At 69.1% G+C, this 17,465-nt stretch carries 19 protein-coding genes; 11 read left to right on the plus strand and 8 right to left on the minus strand.

From position 1 onward, the window contains the following. Window positions 1–95: 95 nt before the first annotated feature. On the minus strand, window positions 96–1,190 hold the full coding sequence (locus AC0680_RS14680; RefSeq protein ID WP_478628209.1) for an NAD(P)-dependent alcohol dehydrogenase: 1,095 nt from the start codon (window positions 1,188–1,190) through the stop codon (window positions 96–98). Window positions 1,191–1,287: 97 nt separating this feature from the next. Next, on the minus strand, window positions 1,288–1,761 hold the full coding sequence (locus tag AC0680_RS14685) for a DUF4334 domain-containing protein (RefSeq protein WP_478628211.1): 474 nt from the start codon (window positions 1,759–1,761) through the stop codon (window positions 1,288–1,290). A 590-nt stretch (window positions 1,762–2,351) separates the two neighbouring features. Here AC0680_RS14685 and AC0680_RS14690 point away from each other — a divergent pair. Beyond that, window positions 2,352–3,278, plus strand: a complete 927-nt coding sequence (locus tag AC0680_RS14690) for an NADP-dependent oxidoreductase (RefSeq protein ID WP_478628212.1) — start codon at window positions 2,352–2,354, stop codon at window positions 3,276–3,278. Between the two features lie 4 nt (window positions 3,279–3,282). Further along, window positions 3,283–4,221: an AraC family transcriptional regulator gene (locus tag AC0680_RS14695; RefSeq protein WP_478628215.1), complete on the plus strand. Its 939-nt coding sequence runs from the start codon at window positions 3,283–3,285 to the stop codon at window positions 4,219–4,221. A 238-nt stretch (window positions 4,222–4,459) separates the two neighbouring features. Here the strand turns inward: AC0680_RS14695 and AC0680_RS14700 are convergent, their stop codons facing one another. Then, entirely contained in the window at window positions 4,460–4,933 is a 474-nt protein-coding gene (locus tag AC0680_RS14700) for a MarR family winged helix-turn-helix transcriptional regulator (protein ID WP_478628217.1), read from the minus strand. Between the two features lie 90 nt (window positions 4,934–5,023). Between AC0680_RS14700 and AC0680_RS14705 the strand changes: the two genes are divergently transcribed. After that, window positions 5,024–5,350 carry a hypothetical protein gene (locus tag AC0680_RS14705; RefSeq protein WP_478628219.1) on the plus strand — a complete coding sequence of 109 codons (327 nt, stop codon included), beginning with the start codon at window positions 5,024–5,026 and terminating at the stop codon, window positions 5,348–5,350. Window positions 5,351–5,371: 21 nt separating this feature from the next. Here AC0680_RS14705 and AC0680_RS14710 read toward each other — a convergent pair whose 3' ends face one another. Continuing rightward, the gene (locus AC0680_RS14710) at window positions 5,372–6,115 is read right to left on the minus strand and encodes a MerR family transcriptional regulator (protein WP_478628221.1); all 744 of its coding nucleotides are present in this window, start codon (window positions 6,113–6,115) and stop codon (window positions 5,372–5,374) included. A 96-nt stretch (window positions 6,116–6,211) separates the two neighbouring features. Here AC0680_RS14710 and AC0680_RS14715 point away from each other — a divergent pair, with 96 nt between their 5' ends. The 5 genes from AC0680_RS14715 (at window position 6,212) to AC0680_RS14735 (ending at window position 10,404) form a co-directional block, all read left to right on the plus strand. After that, window positions 6,212–6,682 carry a DUF6194 family protein gene (locus AC0680_RS14715; RefSeq protein ID WP_478628223.1) on the plus strand — a complete coding sequence of 157 codons (471 nt, stop codon included), beginning with the start codon at window positions 6,212–6,214 and terminating at the stop codon, window positions 6,680–6,682. Window positions 6,683–6,875: 193 nt separating this feature from the next. Next, the gene (locus tag AC0680_RS14720; RefSeq protein ID WP_478628225.1) at window positions 6,876–7,427 is read left to right on the plus strand and encodes a flavoprotein; all 552 of its coding nucleotides are present in this window, start codon (window positions 6,876–6,878) and stop codon (window positions 7,425–7,427) included. Window positions 7,428–7,593: 166 nt separating this feature from the next. After that, a complete protein-coding gene (locus AC0680_RS14725; RefSeq protein WP_478628227.1) occupies window positions 7,594–8,133 on the plus strand; it encodes a hypothetical protein in 540 nt (179 codons plus the stop codon). A gap of 1,247 nt (window positions 8,134–9,380) precedes the next feature. Then, on the plus strand, window positions 9,381–9,980 hold the full coding sequence (locus AC0680_RS14730; RefSeq protein ID WP_478628228.1) for a hypothetical protein: 600 nt from the start codon (window positions 9,381–9,383) through the stop codon (window positions 9,978–9,980). A gap of 250 nt (window positions 9,981–10,230) precedes the next feature. Continuing rightward, complete coding sequence (locus AC0680_RS14735; protein WP_478628231.1) at window positions 10,231–10,404, plus strand: hypothetical protein; 174 nt, start codon at window positions 10,231–10,233, stop codon at window positions 10,402–10,404. Window positions 10,405–10,667: 263 nt separating this feature from the next. Here the strand turns inward: AC0680_RS14735 and AC0680_RS14740 are convergent, their stop codons facing one another. Beyond that, entirely contained in the window at window positions 10,668–11,288 is a 621-nt protein-coding gene (locus AC0680_RS14740) for a hypothetical protein (RefSeq protein WP_478628232.1), read from the minus strand. Window positions 11,289–11,705: 417 nt separating this feature from the next. Here AC0680_RS14740 and AC0680_RS14745 point away from each other — a divergent pair, with 417 nt between their 5' ends. Further along, window positions 11,706–12,053, plus strand: coding sequence for a hypothetical protein (locus tag AC0680_RS14745; protein WP_478628234.1), 348 nt, complete (start codon window positions 11,706–11,708; stop codon window positions 12,051–12,053). 7 nt (window positions 12,054–12,060) lie between these two features. Here AC0680_RS14745 and AC0680_RS14750 read toward each other — a convergent pair whose 3' ends face one another. After that, window positions 12,061–13,038 (minus strand): hypothetical protein, encoded by a 978-nt coding sequence (locus tag AC0680_RS14750; protein WP_478628236.1) that lies wholly within the window; start codon window positions 13,036–13,038, stop codon window positions 12,061–12,063. Between the two features lie 276 nt (window positions 13,039–13,314). After that, entirely contained in the window at window positions 13,315–14,541 is a 1,227-nt protein-coding gene (locus AC0680_RS14755) for an acyl-CoA dehydrogenase family protein (protein WP_478628237.1), read from the minus strand. 163 nt (window positions 14,542–14,704) lie between these two features. Here AC0680_RS14755 and AC0680_RS14760 point away from each other — a divergent pair, with 163 nt between their 5' ends. Then, entirely contained in the window at window positions 14,705–15,352 is a 648-nt protein-coding gene (locus AC0680_RS14760) for a TetR/AcrR family transcriptional regulator (RefSeq protein ID WP_478628240.1), read from the plus strand. 91 nt (window positions 15,353–15,443) lie between these two features. On the opposite strand, the gene def is transcribed toward AC0680_RS14760, so the two are convergent. Beyond that, window positions 15,444–16,016, minus strand: coding sequence for a peptide deformylase (gene def, locus AC0680_RS14765; RefSeq protein ID WP_478628242.1), 573 nt, complete (start codon window positions 16,014–16,016; stop codon window positions 15,444–15,446). A gap of 186 nt (window positions 16,017–16,202) precedes the next feature. Between def and AC0680_RS14770 the strand changes: the two genes are divergently transcribed. Continuing rightward, on the plus strand, window positions 16,203–17,441 hold the full coding sequence (locus AC0680_RS14770) for a MurT ligase domain-containing protein (RefSeq protein WP_478628245.1): 1,239 nt from the start codon (window positions 16,203–16,205) through the stop codon (window positions 17,439–17,441). The last annotated feature ends 24 nt before the right edge of the window (window positions 17,442–17,465 follow it).

Consider the following 17,465-nt stretch of genomic DNA (forward strand, 5'->3'; position numbering starts at 1 on the left):
GAAGGGGATCGCTCCCTCCTCGTCTTCTCCTCCGCGCACCAGCGGGACGCCCCCCCCCCCCCCCCCCCCCCCCCCCCGCCCGTGCCTGCGATCGGTCAGTCGAAGGTGAGCACTGGCTTGATGACCTCACCGGAGGCTGCGGCCCGGGCGGCCTCCTCGACGTCGCGGAAGGGGTATCGCGTGATCAGCTTCTCCACGGGCAGCCGCCCTTGCCGATGCAGTGCGATCAGGCGGGGGATGAACTCCTGGGGGACCGCGTCCCCCTCGATCACGCCGCGCAGTTGGATCCCCTTCCCTATCACCGTCATGATGTCGAGTTCGGCCGTTTTGCCGATTCCGACCAGTGCCAGCGTGCCGCGGTGCCGCAGGGCCGCGATGGCCTGGGAGATCACGTTCGGCTGGCCGGTGGTGTCGATGGCGTGGTGTGGTCCACCGGAGGTGATGTCCCGCACTGCTGCCGCCACATCGCCAACCTCCGTCGGGTCGAGGGCTGCGACGGCGCCGAGGTCTCGCGCTACCGCGCGACGGGAGGCGACCGGATCAACGGCGACCACCGAGACGCCCTCGCTCACCGCGGCCATGACCGCGCTCATCCCGACGCCGCCGGCGCCGAACACGACGAGCGACGAATCCGCAGCCGGTCGCAAGGTGTTGAGGACCGTGCCGGCGCCCGTCTGTACTCCGCAGCCGAGTGGGGCGGCAATGACGGGGTCGAGGTCGCCAGGGATCTTGACGCAGTTGCTCTCGTAGGCGATGGCGTACGTGCTGAAGGAGCTCTGGCCGAAGAAGTTGCCGAAGACCGGCTGACTGTCGCGAGAGAGGGGAGTGCTGCCGTCAGGTCGGGCGCCGCTCGCGTTGAGGGCGTTGATGCCCGTCTCGCAGTACGCCGGCTTAGCGGACGTGCAGTTGCCGCATGTGCCGCAGCTGCGGAACGTCAGGCACACGGTGTCGCCAGGGGCGACAGCGGTCACGGCCGAACCGACGGCCTCGACGACGCCGGCACCCTCATGGCCGAAGACCATGGGCAGACGAGACTGCGGCCAGACGTGCCGGGTACTGAGGTCGGTGTGACAGATGCCCGATGCCGTGATCTTGACGAGGACCTCGTCGGGCCGTGGCTCTTCGATATCAAGATCATGGATGGTGAAAGGGCCGCCGACGGATTCGACGAAAGCCGCCTGGATGCGCACAGGTTCCCCCTGAGCTCTTGGCCGCAGCACGCGGCCGGTTCGAAGGACGGGGCCGCCAGGAGGCCGGCCGACCGTATGAGAAGGGGCGCGGCGAGGGTCAGTCGCGTTCGAGGACGAAGTAGAAGTGGTTTCCCCGGTCGTCCAGGACGCCCTTGCCGTTCATGACGCCCAGGAGCGTCTGGGCATCGATCTGCTTGAAGTGATCGAGGATCGGGCGGGCGTCGTAGACCATGGTTGCTGTGGACTGACCGCGGAACTCGACCATCCACAAGCTGGCCCCACCACCGTTGCCCAGCTCGGTGTTGGAAAAGAGCTGTCCCTGGTCATCGCGGCAGATGAGGGGGTGCACCTCGGTGATGGACTCGAACTTCTTGCCGTGCCAGTTCGCTGTGGTGAGCATGGTCTCCACCGGATGCCCCGTGGCGAACGCGCTGCCCTTCCAGTCTCCGAGGATGTCCTCGGGCCGTACGGTTGGCAGTGCCATCCAGAGCTCGTCGAGTTCGACGGTGGATACCTGACCGCCGGCTGCGCGGATCTCGGCTATGCGGGCGCGGGCCTGCTCGTGGGTCATCGTGCTCCTCATCAACGGATACGACGACCCTATCTGTCGGGTTGTCAGGGGCTGTCGGGTTGTCAGGGCCTGTGTGGGACCGCCGAGTTCCACGGGGCGCTCCTGGCCCCCGCGCGGTCATCGTCGGGGCGGGGCTGCCAAGGGCTGCCTTCGACAGCCCCGCCCCGTGCGGCGTCCGGCGCCGATGTCAATGCCGATGCCGATGCCGATGCCGAGGGTTAAGCGACGGCCGGTACGTCGTTCGGATGGAGGATCTATCTGTCCCCGAACAGCGCCGCCAGCGCCCCCCAAGCCGGCCGGGATACCGGAACCGGAACCGTCGCTCCTTCTTCGGCAACAGCGTGGCTCGATCCGCACCCGCAAGTCATCCGGCAAGGTCCACGGCGACGTCCCCATGAGACGGGCAATGTCCGTCCCTACGACCGCGGCCCCGCGGTGGTCGCCGCGCGTGCCGGTGGCGGGGTGAGGAAGACTGAGGGTATCCAGGCGGAAGACGATGGGACATGTTTCCGAGACGGTAGGCCATTACGCAGCTCATTCGATCTCCCTAACGTTTAGGGCATCAACCCGAACGACAAGGGAGAGTTCCCATGCGTGCTGTTGTCCAGAATTCCTTCGGTGGCCCCGAGGTCCTGGAGACCGTCGACATCGACCGTCCCGAGCCCCTCGGCGGAGAGGTGCTCATCCGCGTTCGGGCCAGTGGCGTGAACCCCGTGGACGTTGCCGTCAGGTCGGGAGCCTATCCGCTGCTGGGCGAGCCGAGTTTCGGTGTGGGCTGGGACATCTCCGGCGTCGTGGAGGAGGTCGGTCCGGGAGCCCGGTTCAAGGTGGGGGACGAGGTGTTCGGGATGCCGTTCTTCCCGCGTGCCGCGACCGGGTATGCCGAGTACGTCGCCGCGCCCTCGCGACAGGTCGCCCGCAAGCCCGCCTCGCTCGACCATGTGCAGGCCGCCGCTGTGCCGCTGGCCGCGCTGACGGCTTGGCAGGGGCTGGTGGACGCGGCGCGAGTGAAGGCCGGCGACCGGGTGCTGATCCACCGCGCCGCCGGTGGAGTCGGGCACTTCGCGGTGCAGATCGCGAAGGCGCGGGGCGCGCACGTGATCGCGTTGGCGAGTGAGGCGCGGCACGAGTTCGTGCGGAGCCTTGGGGCGGACGAGGTGATCGACTACCGGGTCACCGACTTCGCTGATGCGGTGCGTGATCTCGATGTCGTCTTCGACTCGAACGCCCAGGGTTCGCGTTCGCTGAGCGTACTGCGCCCGGGCGGCACTCTGGTGAGCATCATGGAGCACTGGAACCAGGAGTTGGCAGCCGAAGTCGAAGCGGCGGGGCGGCACTTCGCGGGCGTGTCGGTCGAGCCCGACTACGCGTCGCTGGAGGCGATCGCCGCGCTGATCGATGCGGGACGGATCCGGCCCCATGTACAGGAGACATTCCCGCTCGAGGAGGCGGGCAAGGCTCACGAACTCGTCGGATCCGGGCGGGTGCAGGGCAAGGTCGTGCTCACCGTAGGGTGAGGGCGTGGACATCCTGACCGAGGCGCTGAGTTCGATGCGGACCGGGCTTCCCACGTCCGTCCGCACCGACGGCCGTGCCCCCTGGGGGCTTCGGCTGCCGTGCGTCGCGGGGGCGGGCTTCCACGTGGTGCTGTACGGAACGTGCTGGCTGGTCCCCCTGGACAATGCCCCACCCCACGTGGAGCCGATCGCCCTGAGTCCGGGCGATGTGGTCTTCCTGCGCGACGGCCGTGGCCACATCCTCGCCGACCATCCGTCCACACCGGCCCAGGTGGAGAGGCCCGAGCAGTTCCACCCGGGATCGCCCGTCGGTACGGTGAAGCTGGGCGGCGACGGCGCGCTGACCAGCCTGCTGTGCGGCAACTACCACTTGGACCAGAGGCGGCCGCACCCGTTGGTGCGGCAGCTGCCCGAGGTGATCCATCTGAGGACAGGGCACGGCCGCCACCCCGAGCTGAGCGCCGCCGTCCAACTGCTCGGGATGGAGCTGGAGAACCCACGGATCGGATCGGCAGGCATCGTCCCCGCGCTGATCGACTCGCTGCTGCTCTACATCCTGCGCGCCTGGCTGGAGGACCAGCCCCCGGCCGCCGCGCAGGGCTGGGCCGCGGCACTCGGCGACTCGGCGGTCGCCCCGGCGCTGGCGGCCATCCATGGGGATCCCTCGGCTGCGTGGACCGTCGAGTCGCTGGCCGATCGGGCCGGGCTCTCGCGGGCGGCCTTCGCGCGCCGCTTCGCAGCGCTGGTCGGCGAGCCGCCCATGGCCTATCTGACCCGTTGGCGCATGACGACCGCGGCCCGGCTGCTGCGCGAGTCCGACAACCCACTGATCGCTGTCGCCGCGCAAGCCGGATACAGCTCCGAGTTCGCCTTCGCGAAAGCGTTCAAACGCGAGTACGGCCTGGCCCCCGGCGGATACCGCCGTCAGGCCCGGACGGCCTGACGACAGCTCCGCCACCGGGCACGAAGGCCAGCCGACCATGGGCGACGCGAGAGTCCTGGACGACTCCTGGACGGCTCCTTGGACGGCTCCTGGACGACTCCTGGATGGCTCCTGGACGGCTTCTTGGACGAAGAGGCCGTGCCCGGCGGCCTGAGCGGGTCGACGGCGCGATTCCTGCTCACCGTCGCCCCGACGGACGAGCGCACGGACGAACCCCCGGGAAGCCCGCGGACCCGCATCAGCGCGAACGGTCCGCCCCACCCCGAGCGAGCGACTCCGTCAGACGCTCCAGGCGCATGGCGAAGGCGGCGGCCTCACCCGGCGGCCACGTCGCCATCTCCTCGGCCAGGAAGGATTCCATCGCCCCGCGCAACGTCGTGACCGCCCGCTCGCCCTCCTCGGTGAGGACCAGCCTGGTGGCACGGGCGTCGGCGGGGTCGGGGCGACGGGCGATCAGCCCGGCCTCCTGCAGCCTGGTCGCATAGCGGGTGGTGACGGTGCGGTCCATCCCGATGGCCTCGGCGAGCTTGGTGGCGGTGACGGGGCCCACGCGAGCGAGCCCGGACAACACCGGGTAGGTCGTGGCGTCCACGCCCTCCACCCCCGAGGTCAACCGGCCGTAGAGCCCGGCGCGGGTGGCTCGCAGGGTCAGTGCCCCGATGGCTGCTGCCACGCGGGCGGCGGGCGCGCTGTCATGCGTCGTTTCACTCACGCCTCGATGATACGTGCAAAAAGCACGGAGTCCTGTTACCGTCTAATGCGTGCAGAAAGCACGTTCATTCAACACGCAAAGGGTCCGGTCATGTCACATTCGTCTTCGCACCCGCACCCGCACCCGCACCAGCACCAGCACCAGCACCAGCACCAACCCGTCGTACGCCCCGAAGACGTGCTGCCCGAGGGGATCGACTCGACCGCCATCAACGGGCTGACCGTCCGCAAGGGTTCGGTGGCCGCATTCGTCGCCAACGCCCTACGACTGGACGACCTCACCGAGGGAACTCCCGAGCACGCAGCCGTTGTCACGAAGATGCGAGAGCTCGCCCCCGTCCTGCGCACCATCGGCCTCCTCGACGTCTTCCGGCCCCGCTCCCCCGCAGTGGAACGGATCCTCGCCGAGGTCGCGTAGCGCGGAAACAAGCGGGATCAGTCACGTAGCGCGGCGTGCGAAGCGACGAGCGGGGCAAGCGGGATCAGGTCGCGCGCCGTGCAGGGAGAGCAGGGCGCCGAGTGCGGCGGCACCGTCGAGCAGGGCTCTGGAGCGAGCCGTGATGCCGGCGTCCCTGGCAGCCAGCGCGGAGGCGACATCGTCCAAGCGGCGGGCGTGCGCCAGCTCCGGCATGAGGGCCCGAAGGGGTGCGATGCGGTAGCCGGCCTTGCGCAGTTGGTGAACGATCCGCGCATTGCGCACCTGAGTCGGGGTGTATCGGCGCGTTCCCCGCGCGGGGTCGCGGTCCGGGACGACGAGTTCCTCCGCATCCCAGTGCCGCAACGTCGAAGGGCGCACGCCCAGAGCGGTGGCGAGTTCGGAAACGCCCATCGAGTCCGAGGCGCTGACGTCCTCGATCGGCTCGCCGGCGATGGCTCGGGCGGCCTCCCTGGCCTGACTCAGTTCCGTGCGCTCCGTGTCGAGCCGGGCGTGCGCCGCGTCGAGAAGGGCAAGCGCCTGTGCGGTGGGGAGCTGGTGGACGGCCCGAACGATCTTCTTGGCCTCCGTCGGACCCGCGCCCGCCGCGAGGGCGCGGTAGGCCAGCGCGGACTGCAGATGTGCCTCCCCATAGATCCGGTAGCCCGTGGCCGTGCGCGCCGCCGGCGGAAGCACACCGTCGCGCTCGAGATTGCGAATCTGCTGAACGGAGTACCCGGCACACCGCGCGACATCGACCGTGCGCATCTCCCCCGATTTGAGACCTGGCAACGTGAATCTCCTCGCTCTCGACCCCGAAGTCTCCACGAGCACTTCAATGCAACGCTAGAGCACATGACCACCATGGACGAGATCATCAGCTTCGTGGGCGGCCTCGACGGCGTCCTGACCATCAGGCCGGCACCCGGCGACGGCTCACCGGAAATCAGCTGGGGCGACACGTTCTTCCACTACGCGCCCGATGGCGTCGCCCCGGCGACCGCCCAACCGTTCGCCACGATCGTGACCAAGGACTACCCCGGCGACGAGGCATCGCGTCTGGACCGGGCGGACACCTTCCGCGTGAACATCGCCGCCGGGAAGGAGGCGTTCATCCGGTGGACCGGGCACGCCCCACGCGAACCGGCCGCCACCGACGTCGACCCCAGCACCACCGACGCCGTGATCGCGCACCCCGCCTACGGCGCCGTCGGCTGGCTGGCAGTGGTGAACCCGGGCGAGCGTACGGAGGCGGCAACCCGTGAGCTGCTGCGTGCGGCCCATCACCTGGCACGCTCACGCCACGAGCGACGCGCTGAATCGACAACCCGATAAAGCGGCCCGGAGACGGGGCTGAGCCGGGGCGGCGGCCACCCGCCGTCGCCCCGACTGCCGACCCTTTTCATCACCACCCCGCATCCTCGGTAGGACCCCTCGGTAGGACCCCTCGAAAGCATCGTGAGGTCGAGCAACTCCCGCCCGAAGAGGCACCGTTGCGCGGCGTGGCGGATCGCGGTGGACTGCACCGATGACCAAGACCCACACCCTGTACCTGATCACCTGCGCCGCACCGCCCGCCCGCCGTCTGGAGATCCCCGTCCACGCTGCCCAGAAGGCGGGTTGGGACGTCTGCCTGATCCTCACACCGTCCGCGTACCGGTGGGCGATCGAGGACGCCGAGGGCGAGATCGAGGCCCTGGAGCAGCTCACCGGCCACCCCGTCCGGCACCAGTACAAGCTCCCCAGCCAGGACGACGTCCTGCCGCCGCCGGACGCGCTGCTGGTCGCCCCGCTGACCTGCAACACCCTCAACAAGTGGGCTGCGGGCATCAGCGACACCCTCGCGCTCGGGCTGATCACCGAGGGCATCGGGCTCGGCCTGCCGATCGTCGCCCTGCCGCACTGGGGCGAAGCCCAGGACGCGCATCCCGTCGTCGCCCGCAACGTCGACTTCCTACGGGTCGCCGGCGTGACCGTGCTGTACGGCGAGGGAGGGTTCGTGCCGCACCAGTTCCGCAACGGCGACCTCGACGCCTACCCGTGGCAAGCCGCGATCGACGCACTGCCGGCCATCGGCTGACCCCGGACAGCGCCTGCTCCCCGCAAGCGCGGATCGTCCCGTCGCCAACCTGGCGGCTGACAGCGCTCGTCTGCCGGCCGCCGGTTGGTCCCGGCGTCACATCAGGCGCTGCTGATTCCCTTCTGGGCTGCCGCAACGGCACTCCCGGCTGGCAGACTCCTCGATCATGGCGAACAGCGGACTGTGGGTCGGCATCCTCACTGCACTGACCGCGCTCGGAGCCAGCTACATCACCGCGCGGGCGACCTCACGCGCGGCGCTGGTCCAAGCCCGAACGACCACAATGGCGGAGGCCCTTCGTGAGCAGCGCGACCGGCGTAGGTCCACCTATCGGGAGATGATGAGTTGCGCGCACGCCTTCTCAGAGGTCACCTGGCAGATCGACGACGCCGACGCGGCACGTGACCGTGACAGCAAGGACCGGATCCTGAGGCAGATGTATGAGCGCATCGGCCCGACCATCGGGAACATGAACCGGGCAACCCACGAGGTCCGGCTCGATGGTCCTGCTGAGGTCTCCGCCGCGGCGGAGCAGGTGCGGCAGATGGCACGACGCGTGCAGCCGCTGCTCAAGGCGCTCATCGGTGACGACGGTCCCGAGCGCAGGCACGAATACGACGCCGCGTACCGGGATTTCCGGCAGGCCTTCGTCACGTTCGTAGGTCTGGCGAGACAGGCGTTGGAGGTCGAGGACCGAGAAAGCTAGCCCTCCCGCGCCGTCCGCACGGCAGCCGCCCACGGTATCGACGGGGCCGCCCGTCGAAGGCCTGCCCCTGCACGGGCCGGAGCCTTCGACCAGTGAGTGAACTACCCGCCACTGGCAGCGAGTTGGTCAGACCTAGCGAATCGGCGTGCCAGGCCGTCTGGGGTGAGGTGAGGGCGGGGCGCCGGAGGGCCAGCAATCGGCACAGCCCCACGGCACCGTTGTGCTTCTGTCAGCAAGCCCAGTGGCGCGAGGCCAAAGACGAGGGCGTCAGCCATCCAGGGTTCGTCCGTAGTACCGAGCCGCTGGCATGTCGAGGGACGCAAGGGCGGCAAGAAGCCGGACTTCCCGACATGGCTGGCGTCCTGCGAGCCGTTCCCCTCGTTATGGCCCATGCCAGGCTCCAGCTTGTCCGCACCTGGCTCAAGATCCTTTGAGGTTGCGCCGGCCGCACATGGCCGCCTACCGACGGGAGGGGCGGCCCGGCGGGTCTGCCCCCGAACACGGCTGGACGCGCACACTGCGAAATCGACCGGAGGTGACGTCCTACCGAGACGAGGCAGCGTTCCGCAGCTGGGGGCAAAGTCTGAGCCCGGTCCGCCGCCTGGTCGGGCAAATTTCGCTCATGGGGTTGCAGACGTTAGCGAAGGCTGAGATCCAGTGGGCGAATGTTCCAACACGCCAATGTCCCGATGGAAGGAGCCGTCTGGCTGATCAGCAACGTCCAGCAGCTTGCCGATCACCGACGGTGGCAGAAGGTCTCGTCGCTCGCTGATCTCCACTTCGCCGACCTACCTCACCGGCCGCCACAGTCGCTCAGTTGTCCCTGAAGTACCTGCAGGTCGGCCACGCATGGACCCGTGGGACGACAACCCCGCGCGCGGCCGAGCGCTGATGCAGGACCTCGTCCCCGCCCGGGGCGTCGAGGCATCTTGAGACTGACGGCATCGCACGACGAAGCGCCCCGCCCCTGCTGCGTCACAGCCGGGGCGCCGTCGCGCCACGCCCTCCCCACATGATCCACTGCCGTCACCAACAGTGACCACTATTACTGATCAGCGAAGCTCTGAACCCGGCGCACCTAGCAGCGACCTCCCCGGCGGTTTGTCCGTGATCCCCAGAAGGGGCCCTGCCCCATCCCTGGCCGATTGGGCGGTGACTCACCGTTGCCGCAGGCGCTTCGGCTTGCCAGTGAGGCCGCTCGGGTGAAGCCTGGAGTTGTGGTATCGGTCCGCCGGCAATGCCGCTCTTTGCCGCAGCGCCTGCTGATGTACGGCTCCTCGGCAGCCCTGGCTGCAGGAGGTGTACTGATTCCGAACGACGCATTGACTGCCGCCGCGATGCCACACCACGCCGCAACACCCACGGTTGCCGCCGGTATTGGCATCCCCGCCGTGGACTGGGCGGAGGTTACTGATCCCCCGAGTGGCGTCACAGCCCGACTTCCCGGAAAGGTCAAGGTCACGGAATCCAGTGACCCGCACTGCCGAATGTACTCGGCCCTCACGGCCGACACGCACGTGGTCTTCGGCGTCTGCGATCTCCCAGAAACCCCAACGATGGAGGGACTCCACGAAATCGCCAAGGGAGGGGCTGATTCCTTCCGCAAGAACTCTGGCAACGTGGCAATCAACTCCGGCACACGAGAGACCAAATTCGACGACCACCCAACTCTCGACCTCCGCCTGTCCACCAAGGAGGGCGGTCCTGATACCCCCGTCGGCGCCTTTCGCTACATCGCCGACGACTCCCGCGTCATCATTGCCGAGACCGTTGCCTATGCACAGAACGAGAAGTCACTGAACTCGACACACAAGCAACTCATCGCCGGCATCCGCATTCCAGACTGAGCCGTTCGTTCAGCGCCGCGAGGTAGGAGTAGGTGGCGGATCATCTTTCACCGGTTCCATCCACCGGGCTGCTGCTCGGCCTCCTGCCTGCGCCCTGCGCAGCAGCCGCCTTGGTCGGTGAACTCCGGGCAGTCCGCAATGCTGCACACTCGCCAACCTGTTCGTCTGGGCACCAGGCGCCTCCGTCCCTACGCTGTGCCCACCGATGTGAGGGTGAGGTATGAGGAGTGAGCCTGCGGCCGGAGTGGTTGTGACCGCGCTGATCGTGTTGCTGGTCAGCGTCGCGCAAGGGTGGACCGCGTGGGCCGTGCTGGCGGGCGCCACGATGGTGGGGACGACCACGCGGCGCCGGTTGAGTCCGCCGCCGGAAGTGACGTTGCAGCCGGGCGGCGAGGATCGACCCTGGCGTCGGCCGAAGGGCTGACTGGGGATTGCCGCCAGCTGGTTGGCCTGCTGCGGCGAGCGCCCCTCGGGCCGGGCAGCAGGCTCGGGTCCGCCTGGGGGTGTGCGGGCACCGTCGATGGCTTGCGCGGCTTTGGGTGCGCGCTGCTGCGTCAGCCGGTAGCTGGCGGCCTGGAGGCGTATCTCCGGGAGGGCATACGTGGTGCGCTGCATGTCACTCCTCGCGCGCCCTGCTGGACCCCGTCAACGCGATGAAGCCAAGACCGTGTCGGGGGCTTCGTCGTGTCAGCGGGTTCCGGCTGGTGGCCGATCGTCGATGACGATTCGGGTTACGTCGGGTCGTGTGGTGTGGGTGGTGAAGGTGGTCTCACTTGCTACGGCGTTGAGGGCTTGCCCGATGCGCTTGTAGATGATGGCGGCGAGATGCCGGGTTCCGGGGTCGGCTGTGTGGTCTTGCTGGGCTTTCCAGAGGGCGTCGAGGACGGCGATCAGGGTGCGGCCGGAAGCATCGGCGGTGACGAGACCGTCGTCCTTTTCATCGACGGCGCCGGGGAGCCGGAAGTGCCGGCCGCCGCTGGATTGGGTGACGAGGAAATCCCAGTGGTCTCGGTGGCAGGTGACCTCGGCGTAGGCGATGCCCGCGGCGAGGGCGAGGAGTTGCTCGAATTCAGCATTCTCGGGCTCGGTCTGCTGGGCTGGCTGTTGTGTGCTGCCCGGCGCGGGTTCCGCCGTGGGTGCAGCGGGGGCGCATGTGGCCGCTACCTCGGCTCGCCAGCTCTCGACGACGGCTCTGAGGCTGGCGAACTCGGCGAGGAGTCGCGTGCTGCCGGCCGGGTTCGGCCTTGGGCTGCTGCCGCTGGACGTCGCTGCGGAGGGCCTGGAGCTCGGTGTGGATGGCGTCGACACGGCCGTGGACGGCGGCTGCGGAGTCGCGGGCATTCTGCGCTGCGGTGAGCGTGGTTTCGACGGTGACACGAATTCCTGAGACTGCGTTCTCAAGCTTGCCGGGGAGCTCATTGAGGATCTGTCGCGGGATTTCACTGATGGCGGCGACGATGCGTTCGGTCTTGAAGGCCACGTATTCCCCCCTGGGTACTGGTGCCGAGCTGATGCTCCCCTGTGACGATCTGGTTGACGCGGCAGCTTTCGGCCGCTGTCGAATCGGGGGTGCATCGGGGGTGCATCGGGGCACGCAGCGTTGTGTTGGGGCGGACTCGCTCTCCCTTGCCCGTGCGCGGCTCACACCGACGTTCGCCCCTACACGCCTCTGCTGAACACCTCGTTCCGCTGGCAGGCTGTCGCCCTTCTGACTGAGGGGGTTTGATGGCGCTCGCCTGTCCGCGCTGCAAGGACCACAACCAGGTGTTGGATCTGCCGGAGTTTTGGCGGTCGTTGTCGCAGGATGCTGAGGCAAAACACAAGTACGCGCAGCCGCACGAGTGCACGATGCAGTGGACGTTGCCGGTTGCCTCGGTCGTGCTGGGTGTGGTGGCTCTGGTGGGCGGCGAGATCGCGGCCGGCCTCCTGCTGCTGGCCGGGGGTGTCGGGATCGGGGCGTGGTTGTGGCGGCGGGCGGCGGCGTCGGTGGAGGCGCGGGAGCGGTGGACGCGGTCGATGATCTGCCGGCAGTGCCCGGCGGTGTTTCTGCGGGAGGAAGCTGTGGCCGTCTGAGCCATACTCACGCTTGCATGCCGTGGAGCAGCTCTTCACGGCAGGCGATTCGCAGGGCGTCTATAGCGTCTGCCACGTCTTGGGTTTTCGCTGCGAACGTGTCGAGGGTTAGGGGCGATTGCAGTCGGGTGTGGGCCATGGACTGACCCGCGATCATCTTGAGGTTCCTGCAGAGTTCTCCCAGCTCTAGTGCCGCGTCAGAGGCGGCCTGGGCCGCCTGCATAACGGGGGCTGTACCAAGCAGTTCGGCCTCCAGTGAGAGTGTGATGACGTTCATGGTCTGCTGTTCGAGCTCGTTGATGTGGGCCTGGTTTAGTTGCTGCATCGAGACCTGATGCACAGCCTCGGCGGCTTGCCGGAACAACAGTTGCAGGGCACTGAAGATCTCTCGGTAGGTCCGGTTCCGTTCTTGTCGGACCCAGTGGACGTGTTCGCTGGCTGCTTGTCCGCTGACCTGTGCAACGGCGGCGTGGACGGCCGCGTCGGCACTGTGGCGTGCGGCTCTCCAGCTGGCCCATCCGCCGACTGCGGCACCGATGATGGCTGCGGCGAATCCGATGATGGCGGCGTAGAGAGCCGCCTTCCCCTCGTCCATCTTCCCCCCGGGGTGTGGTGCGTGGCGGGAGGCTATCGACTTCGAGGAGTGGACGTGTCCCCGTCCGAGGAATCGGGTGGGCGCCGGAATCTTGCGGATTTGCGGCAGGTTGGCGCCGTCCCATCCGAGCAGGTCGCGGGTGCTGGCTTCCCAACCGGCGAGGACGCCTTCGATGCCGCCGGTGGCGACTGGTACGCCGAGCGGCCCATCGTGCACAGCAGGGTGCCGCGGGGAGTCGTGCGAGGAGCCAGGGCGCGTGCCGACATCCGACCGGTCTTGGGCGTCGAGGGCATGGTGCCGCACGGACTCCGGCACAGCCACATGGTCCGGCTGGACGAGGGCGGACATCCCCGCGTCGCCGTCGAGGCTCGCATGGGTCATGTACTGCAAGGCGTAGAGGGTGTTCACTCACATGTGACGCTGCCCATGGAACTGAGGATCGCCGACCAGTTGCAGGGCCTGTGGGAGGACTCCCTCCGCCCGGTCCTGGATCGTCGCGAGTACGGGCCGTTCCCCGAGCTCACATCTCCCCGTCGCAAGCGATCTCCCAAAAATCCCCCACAAGCTGTTTGAGACGCCTGGGAGACACCCAAGGGCCCCACTCCGAGAAGAGCGGGGCCCTACTTCGTTCGCCGCGAACTACGCGCGTCTTACAGGGAGTTGACCCTAGCGAATCGGCATGCCCGACAGCGTGCGGGCGATGACCAGGCGCTGGATTTCGCTGGTGCCCTCGAAGATGGTGTAGATGGCGGCGTCGCGGTGCATGCGCTCGACGGGGTATTCGCGGGTGAAGCCGTTGCCGCCGAGGATCTGGATGGCCTGGGCGGTGACCTTCTTGGCGGTCTCGCTGGCGAAGAGCTTGGACTGCGAGCCCTCCGCGGCGGTGAACGGCTTTCCGTTGACGGCCATCCAGGAGGCGCGCCAGACCAGCAGTCGGGCCGCGTCGATGGAGGTGCGCATGTCGGCGAGCTGGAAGGCGACGCCCTGGTTGTCGATGATCGGGCGGCCGAACTGCTCGCGGGTCCTGGCGTACTCCAGGGCCTCCTCGTACGCGGCGCGGGCGGTGCCGACGGCCATCGCGCCGACGGCCGGGCGGGAGGCCTCGAAGGTGGCCATCGCGGCGTTCTTCACGCGCTCGCCGCCCGCCTTGGCGCGCTCGCGGGCGCGGGCCAGCCGCTCGTCCAGCTTCTCCTTGCCGCCGAGCAGGCAGCTGCCGGGGATCCGGACGTCCACCAGGACTACCTCGGCGGTGTGCGAGGCGCGGATGCCGTGCTTCTGGAACTTCTGGCCCTGGGAGAGGCCGGGGGTGTTGGGCGGGACGATGAAGGAGGCGTGGCCCTTGGAGCCGAGCTCGGGGTCGACGGACGCGACCACGACGTGGACGTTGGCGATGCCGCCGTTGGTGGCCCAGGTCTTGGTGCCGTTGATGACCCACTCGTCCTTGGCCTCGTCGTACACCGCGCGGGTACGCATCGAGGCGACGTCCGAGCCGGCGTCGGGCTCGGAGGAGCAGAAGGCGGCGACCTTCACGTCGTCGGCGTCGCCGTACATCTGCGGCACCCAGGTGCCGATCTGCTCCTCGGTGCCGTTGGCGAGCACGCCGACCGCGGCGAGGCCGGTGCCGACGATGGACAGGGCGATGCCCGCGTCGCCCCAGAACAGCTCCTCCATCGCCATGGGGATACCGAGGCCGGTCGGGTCGAAGTACTGCTGCGCGTAGAAGTCCAGCGAGTAGATTCCGATCTTGGCGGCCTCCTGGATGACCGGCCAGGGGGTCTCCTCGCGCTCGTCCCATTCCGCGGCGGCGGGGCGTATGACGTCGGCGGCGAAGCCGTGAATCCAGTCACGGACCTCCCTCTGCTCGTCGTTGAGCTCCATGGTGAACTCGGCCATGTCCCCTCCAGCGCTGCAGGCAGTACGATGTTACTAGCGGTAACCCGGAGTGTGTTACTCGCCAGTAGGCACTGTCAACTCCCCCGGCGGCGGATTCACGGTGGAGTACGGGTGTTACGTTGCGCGAGCGCCGCAGATTCACAAACGGGTGGGGAGCACGACCATGGAGAGCACAGAGCACGGCGAGGGACGGCATTCGGCGACCGAACGCCGGCGGCGGGAGCTGCTGGAGGCCGCGGAGCGCATCGTGCTGCGCGACGGCCCGGACGCGTCGATGAACGCCATCGCCGCCGAGGCCGGCATCACCAAGCCGATCCTCTACCGGCACTTCGGCGACAAGGGCGGGCTGTACCGCGCGCTGGCCGTACGGCACACCGACGCCCTGCTGGACAATCTGCGCACCGCACTGGACGCGCCGGTCCTGCGCCGGGACCGGGTCGAGGCCACCCTCGACGCCTATCTGCTCGCGATCGAGACCCGCCCGCAGGTCTACCGCTTCCTGATGCACCCCTCGGACGAGGAGAACTCCCCGGAGTCCGGTTTCGACGTGGGGCGGCACTCCGCTCCGCTGCTGCGCCGGCTCGGCGAGGAGCTGGCCAAGGTCATCACCGACCGGCTGGACCTGGGGCCGGGCGGCGAGCTGAGGGCCCGGGTGTGGGGGCACGGCATCGTCGGGATGATGCACGGTGCCGGCGACTGGTGGCTGCGCGAACGCCCCTGCTCCCGCGAGCAGTTGGTCGAGCAGCTGACCGACCTGCTGTGGGGGCAGCTGGCCATGGTCGAGGACCGCGCGGGCGGCCCCGGCTTCTGAGCCGAGCCGGGGCCGCGATGCCGAAGCCGCGAGGGCCGGGCCCGTCGCCGCCCTCGGCGGGCGGCCCGGCGGCCCGGCGGCACCCGTCGCCTCAGCGGGCGGCCGCCGCCTCCGCGGCCGCGGCGCGCGCCGCCCAGGGAGACCTGGCCGCCGTGCGCAGCACCCGGCGGCGGCGCAGGCCGGTGAGCCGGTCGACGTACAGCTGGCCGTCGAGGTGGTCGCACTCGTGCTGGAGGCAACGGGCGAAGTACCCGGTGCCGGTCACCGTCCTCGGCTCGCCGGTGACGGTGAAACCGGTCACCACGGCGCGGTCGTGGCGCGGGGTGCCCGCCTCGATTCCGGGGAGCGAGAGGCAGCCCTCCGGCCCGCGGATGACCGGCCCGTCGACCTCGACGAGCCGGGGGTTGACGAGATGTCCCAGATGGCGGACGTCCTCGTCGTCGGGGCAGTCGTAGACGAACACCCGCAGCGGGACACCGACCTGGTTGGCGGCGAGACCGACGCCGTCGGCTGCGTACATCGTCGCGAACATGTCCTCGACCAGCCGGGCCAGCTCGCCGTCGAAGGCGGTGGCGTCCTGACAGGTATCGGTCAGGGCCGGATCGCCGAGCAGGCGCATCGGGCGGAGACGGCCGGAACTACCGGGAATGGTGCGGGAGCGCATGGGGCCAAGCGTACGGTCCCATGAACACCGGATGACGTCGCACGGGTGGCGGGGTTCGGGCCCGCGGCCGGATCTCGATAGGCTGATCCCCGACCGAAGCCTCCGGCCGGTCATCGGCGGCGGAGGAGGCGTTCCACCGGCAGCCACACCGCAGGGGGGCGCCGGACGCAAGGAGGATCAAGGACGATGGCAGGCAACACGGAGCCGCTGTCGCCGCGGGCCAAGCTGGCCGTGACGGCAGGCAAGGCCGCGGCGGCGGTATCGCGCGCGGCGGGCCGCGGCAGCGGATCGGTGATCGGTGGCCGGGTGGCGCTCAAACTCGACCCCGACCTGCTCGCGCGGCTGGCCCGGCACCTGGACGTGATCCTGGTGTCGGCGACGAACGGCAAGACCACCACGACGCGGCTGATCGCGGAGGCACTGCGGGCCAGCGGCCCGGTGGTCTCCAACGCGCTCGGCGCCAACATGCCGGCGGGCATCACCTCCGCGCTGGCCGGCGGCTCGGACGCCAAGTACGGCGTCATCGAGGTCGACGAGAAGTACCTGGCCGGTGTGGCACGCGATGTGACGCCGAAGGCCATAGCGCTGCTGAACCTCTCGCGCGACCAGCTCGACCGCGCCGCCGAGACCCGGATGCTGGCGGAGCGCTGGCGCGAGGGCCTGGCCGACTCCAAGGCGCTGATCATCGCCAACGCGGACGACCCGCTGATCGTCTGGGCGGCCTCGTCGTCCGCGAACGTGGTGTGGGTCGCGGCCGGCCAGGAGTGGAAGGACGACGCCTGGTCCTGCCCGTCGTGCGGTGGCGTGATGCAGCGCCCGGGCGACGACTGGTTCTGCGGCGAGTGCGGCTTCCGCCGCCCGATGCCCAGCTGGGCGCTCTCCGGTGATCACGTCCTCGACCCGCACGGCAGCGCCTGGCCGATCAAGCTGCAGCTGCCCGGCCGCGCCAACAAGGCGAACGCCACCACCTCCGCCGCGGTCGCCGCCGCCTTCGGGGTGCCGCCGCAGGTGGCCCTGGAGCGGATGTTCTCGGTGCAGGCGGTGGCCGGCCGCTATGACGTGGTCAGCTTCATGGAGCGCGAGCTGCGGCTGCTGCTGGCGAAGAACCCGGCCGGCTGGCTGGAGACGTTCTCGCTGATCGACCCGCCGCCGACCCCGGTGATCATGTCGGTGAACGCGCGCGGCGCGGACGGCACGGACACCTCCTGGCTGTGGGACGTCGACTACACCCGGCTGGCCGGACACCCGCTCTTCGTGATCGGCGACCGCAAGCTGGACCTGGCGGTGCGCCTGGAGGTCGCGGGGCTCGACTTCCAGGTGTGCGAGAACGTCGACGAGGCGGTGCGGATGGCGCCGCCCGGCCGGATCGAGGTCATCGCCAACTACACGGCCTTCCAGGACCTGCGCCGCCGCGTGGGCAACTGAGTGCGGTCCACGGACGTTACGGAC

Source organism: Streptomyces sp. NPDC043738 (assembly GCF_056436545.1).